The 4,639-nt window shown below is 75.2% G+C and carries 6 protein-coding genes; all 6 read left to right on the top strand.

The features are described from left to right. The first annotated feature begins 310 nt into the window (after positions 1 to 310). A complete protein-coding gene (locus ACWGDE_RS36390; protein WP_453393361.1) occupies positions 311 to 1,996 on the top strand; it encodes an ATP-binding protein in 1,686 nt (561 codons plus the stop codon). Between the two features lie 38 nt (positions 1,997 to 2,034). Then, positions 2,035 to 2,466, top strand: a complete 432-nt coding sequence (locus tag ACWGDE_RS36385) for a roadblock/LC7 domain-containing protein (protein WP_453393360.1) — start codon at positions 2,035 to 2,037, stop codon at positions 2,464 to 2,466. Between the two features lie 77 nt (positions 2,467 to 2,543). Then, on the top strand, positions 2,544 to 2,888 hold the full coding sequence (locus ACWGDE_RS36380) for a DUF742 domain-containing protein (protein ID WP_453393359.1): 345 nt from the start codon (positions 2,544 to 2,546) through the stop codon (positions 2,886 to 2,888). Then, positions 2,866 to 3,519, top strand: a complete 654-nt coding sequence (locus tag ACWGDE_RS36375) for a GTP-binding protein (RefSeq protein ID WP_453393358.1) — start codon at positions 2,866 to 2,868, stop codon at positions 3,517 to 3,519. The genes ACWGDE_RS36380 and ACWGDE_RS36375 overlap by 23 nt, the downstream gene beginning before the upstream one ends. A 33-nt stretch (positions 3,520 to 3,552) precedes the next feature. Beyond that, complete coding sequence (locus ACWGDE_RS36370; RefSeq protein WP_453393357.1) at positions 3,553 to 4,098, top strand: GAF domain-containing protein; 546 nt, start codon at positions 3,553 to 3,555, stop codon at positions 4,096 to 4,098. 144 nt (positions 4,099 to 4,242) lie between these two features. Next, positions 4,243 to 4,639, top strand: a 397-nt coding sequence (locus ACWGDE_RS36365; protein ID WP_453393356.1) for an MmcQ/YjbR family DNA-binding protein, incomplete at its 3' end; no start/stop codon positions are given.

Genomic DNA, 4,639 nt, shown 5'->3' with positions numbered 1-4,639 from the left:
CCCTGGCCGGGAGGTCCCGCTCCGCGGTCTCGCCGGGGGCGCCGGCGGGGGCGAACGTCGTGTTGCCGCTGTTGCCGTGCCCGCCGCTGATCCCCCCGACCGCGGGAGCGCGCCTCCGGGCGCCGGGCAGGGTGCGCTCCCGGCGCATTCGGGCTTTCGTGCGAGCGCTCCATCGGGAGCGGGAAGCACCGGGGCGAAGTTCCCCAACTGCCTGTCCTGGGCGGGAGCGCGCGGTCTAGCGTGGGTATCCGGTGATCAACACCGGATCCCGGGACGCCCGGGGGCCGGACCCCACTGACCGAGGACGCCGATGTCCGGACTCCGCGCCGCCCGCCACTCCCCGTCGAGACACGCCGTCACCGGTCCCAGCCGGCAGATACGCCCCCAGCTGGTCCGCGCCGCCGTGCTGCCCACCCTCGCCGCCGGGCTCAGCGGCGCCGCCGCGGTGATCTTCACGCTCCAGCTCGGCGGCGGCGCGGGCGCCCGGGACGCCCGGCTGTGGCCGGTGCTCACGGGCTGCGCGCTGCTCGTCGTCGGAGCCCTCGCGGCCGCGCTGCTCGGGGCCCAGCGCGCCGCCAAGACCGTCCGCGACCGCTGCGAGGCCCTGCGCCGCTCCAGCGTGCGCGGACGCCAGGAGCTGCGCACCGCCGCGGACCGGCTGGAGCGCGGCGAGCTGCCCGCCCTCCCGGTGCGCGGGGGACCGGCCGGGCCGCTCTTCGGCTCGGAGGCGGGAGTGGACGAGTTCTGGCTGCTCTCCCAGGAGCTGCGCCAGGCCCGCGAGCAGGCACACACCACCCTGGTCCGCCTCGGCGGTCCCGTGGAACCCTCCGACAGCGACCGCAAGGTCGAGGTCTTCGTCAACCTCGCGCGCCGCCTCCAGTCCCTCGTGCACCGGGAGATCTCCCTGCTGGACGATCTGGAGGACACGGTCGAGGACCCGGACCTGCTCAAGGAGCTCTTCCACGTCGACCACCTCGCCACCCGGATCCGCCGGCACGCCGAGAACCTCGCCGTCCTCGGCGGGGCCGCCTCGCGCCGCCAGTGGACCCGGCCCATCGACCTGAGCGAGGTGCTGCGCTCCTCGGTGGCGGAGGTCGAGCAGTACACCCGGGTCAAGGTGGTGCCCCCGGCCGGCGGCACCGTACGCGGCCACGCCGTCGCCGACGTCGTGCACCTGCTGGCCGAACTCGTGGAGAACGCCACGGTGTTCTCCGCCCCCGACACCGACGTCGTGGTGCGCGCGGAGCGGGTCACCTCGGGGATCGCGGTGGAGGTGGAGGACCGGGGCCTCGGCATGCCGCCCGAGGAGGCGCACCGGATGAACGCCCTGCTCGGCGACCCCGACCAGATCAGCGTCCGGCACCTGCTGGCGGACGGGCGGATCGGCCTGTACGTCGTCTCCGCACTGGCCCGGCGGCACGGGATCGCCGTCGAGCTCAAGTCCAACATCTACGGCGGCGTGCTCGCCGTACTCGTGCTGCCGCAGGAGCTGTTGGGGGCGGAGGCGCCGAGCGCGGCCGATGCCCTGGGCGGCTCCAGGACCACCTCGTGGGGGACCGGTGAGGGGGCGGGCGTGCCGCCTCTGGAGCCGGTGCGCGTGAGCCTGCCCGGGGCGGAGTCTTCCTGCGCTCCACCGGCCGTGCCGGGATGGGCCGTTGGGGCACCGGGCACCGTGCCTCGTACGCAATCGGCGGCAGGGGAGGCCGCGGACACCGTGGCGACCCCGGTGACCGTGGCCGTGCCCGCCGTGTCCGTGCCGGCGGTGGTGGAGTCCCCGGACGCGGTGACCGTGTCCGTACCGGCCGCCCGGGTCGGCGAGGAGCGGCCGCCGCTGCCCCGGCGCCGGGCCCAGCAGCACCTCGCGCACCAGCTGCGCGAGGCCCCCGCACCCCGGCCGGCCGAGGACGCGCGCGCGGACCGGCCCGTGCACGACCCCGGCCTGATGGCCGCGTTCCAAAGGGGCTTCGGCCTCGCCCAGTCGGAGCACCAGACGTGACCCCGGCCTCTCACCCGAAAGCTAAGGAGCGCACCCCCATGGGCGGCGAAGTGGCGACCACGACCAGTCGGCTCTCGGACCTCGACTGGCTGCTCAGCGGCCTGGTCCAGCGGGTTCCGTACACGCGCAGCGCGGTGCTGCTGACCGCCGACGGGCTCGTCACGTGCGTGCACGGGCTCGACGCCGACAGCGCCGACCACCTGGCCGCGCTCGCCTCCGGGCTGTACTCGCTGGGGCGCAGCGCCGGGTCCCGGTTCGCGGACGGCGCCGAGGTCCGCCAGGTCGTCGTCGAACTCGACACGGCCCTCGTCTTCGTGTCGGCGGCCGGATCGGGCACCTGTCTCGCCGTACTGGCGGACCGGGAGGCCGACGCCGGCGTACTCGGCTACGAGATGGCGATGCTGGTCAAGAGCGTGCGCCCGTACCTCGCGGCCCCGCCGCGGCGGCCCGCCGCCGACGTGGAGCGATGAGGGCCCGCGCCAGGGGGGCGACGGCATGGGGGGCGCCGCGTGACACGCCGTGGCTGGACGATTCGGCGGGCCGCGTGATGCGCCCGTACACGGCGAGCGGCGGGCGGACCCGTCCGGCCGTCGCGCTCGACCTGCTCTCGCTGGTGACGGCCACCGGCGTGCGCCCGCGCGCACCGCTCGGCGCCGAGCACGCCCTGGCGCTGCGGCTGTGCGCCGGCGCGGCGGCGGTCACCGTCGCCGAGGTGGCCGGACACCTGCGGCTGCCCGCGGTGGTGGTGAAGGTGCTCCTGTCCGACCTGATGGAGCACGGGGCCGTGACGGTGCGGGCGCCGCGCTTCCCCAGCCCGGCCGCCGGCGCGTTCGCCGACGACGACCAGTCCCTGCTCCGGGCGGTGCTCGATGGCCTGCGCAAGCGGCTCTGAGGCCCCCGCCCAGGAGGCCCCCGCGACCTTGAAGATCCTGGTCGCGGGCGGGTTCGGGGCGGGCAAGACCACCTTCGTCGGCGCGGTGAGCGAGATCGAGCCGCTGAGCACCGAGGAGGTGCTGAGCGGGCTGAGCGAGGCCGCCGATCCGCTGGACGGGGTCGAGGCGAAGACGTCCACGACCGTGGCGCTGGACTTCGGCCGGATCACCCTGGACGAGCGGCACGTGCTCTACCTCTTCGGCACGCCCGGCCAGCAGCGCTTCTGGTTCCTGTGGGAGGAGCTGTGCGCGGGCGCGCTGGGGGCGGTGGTGCTCGCCGACACGCGCCGCCTCGCCGACTGCTTCCCCGCCGTGGACTTCTTCGAGCGGCGCGGGATCGGCTTCGTCGTCGCCGTCAACGAGTTCGACGGCGGGCACCGCTACGCCGCCGAGGAGGTGCGCGAAGCGGTGGGGCTCGGGCCGGAGGTGCCCGTCGTACGGTGCGACGCGCGGCTGCCGAGCTCCGGGACGGGGGCGCTGGCCGCGCTCGTCCACCACCTGCTGTCGGCGCAGCCGGCGGCACGCGCCGGATCGATCGAGCCGCTCGAGCCGCAGCCGCCCGAGCCGCTCGAACCCATCGGACCCATCTGACCCATCGGAGTACCGGAATTCGGGGGAGACGCCATGACCTACTACGAATCGACGGGGCACCTGCTGCTCACACCAGTGGACCGGGAGGCACCCGCGCGGGTGGTCCGGCTGCGTGAACTGGGCCTGGGGGAGCGGCCGGACGGCGAGCTGGACGCCTTCGCGCGGCGCGTCGCGGGCGCGCTGGACGCACCGTACGCCGGGATCAACTTCATCGGCGAGGAACGCCAGTTCTTCGCCGGGCTGCACCACGCGCCGGACGCCCCGGTGAGCGGCTACCCGGCGCGGGTGCTCGCCCGCGACCACGGCTACTGCCCGCACGTGGTGGTGCGGCGCCGGGCGCTGGTGCTGGAGGACGTACGGGACTTCGCGCGCTTCGCGGGCAACGCCGTCGTGGACGAGAGCGGGGTGCGCTCGTACGCGGGCGCGCCGCTGATCGACCGGCGGGGGATCGTCCTGGGGACGGTGTGCGCGGTGGACGTGGTGCCGAGGCGGTGGGGGCTGGCGGGGCTGGCGGCGGTGAAGGAACTGGCGGCCGAGCTGGTGGAGCTGGTGCACGAGCGGGAGGACCGCTGCGGGTGAGGGGTGGGGGGTGCCGCCGCTCGGGGCCCGGGGGTTCGGCGCCAGGGTTTCGGCGCTCGGGGGCGATTGTCAGTGGCCGGGTCTACGGTCGGAGACGACGGGCGGCCCGTGGCGCTCACCGGTGGCTGGAGAGGAGTCGCGGGGATGGCCACGACGGCACATGACGTACGCGAGATCGCGCTGTCGCTCCCGGACAGCAGCGAGAAGCTCGCCTGGGGCATGCCGACCTTCCGGGTGGGCGGAGCGAACGGGAAGGGCGGGAAGATCTTCGCCGCCCTGGCCGACGACGACACCTCGATCGGGGTGAAGTGCCCCAAGGAGGACCGGGACGAGCTGATCGCGGCGGAGCCGGAGAAGTTCTTCATACGGCCGGGCCACGACGACAACTACGCCTGGCTGCGGGTCCGGCTCGCGGCCGTGGAGGACGCGGCGGAGCTGCGCTCGATCCTGACCGACTCCTGGATCCAGGCGGCCCCCAAACGCCTCGCCGCGGCCCACTCGCAGTCCTTGTCCTCGTGCGGGTGCGGGGCGTGGTCGGTGG

The sequence above is a fragment of the Streptomyces sp. NPDC054956 genome (assembly GCF_053609185.1).
Note: the sequence above shows the minus strand (reverse complement) of the source record. Positions and strands in the feature narration are given on the sequence as shown.

What these genes read in the sequence shown, in the direction of transcription:
- ACWGDE_RS36385 (WP_453393360.1), top strand. Translation starts at nt 2,035, where the DNA reads ATGGGCGGCGAAGTGGCGACCACGACCAGTCGGCTCTCGGACCTCGAC.
- ACWGDE_RS36375 (WP_453393358.1), top strand. Translation starts at nt 2,866, where the DNA reads ATGGCCTGCGCAAGCGGCTCTGAGGCCCCCGCCCAGGAGGCCCCCGCG.
- ACWGDE_RS36380 (WP_453393359.1), top strand. Translation starts at nt 2,544, where the DNA reads ATGCGCCCGTACACGGCGAGCGGCGGGCGGACCCGTCCGGCCGTCGCG.
- ACWGDE_RS36390 (WP_453393361.1), top strand. Translation starts at nt 311, where the DNA reads ATGTCCGGACTCCGCGCCGCCCGCCACTCCCCGTCGAGACACGCCGTC.
- ACWGDE_RS36370 (WP_453393357.1), top strand. Translation starts at nt 3,553, where the DNA reads ATGACCTACTACGAATCGACGGGGCACCTGCTGCTCACACCAGTGGAC.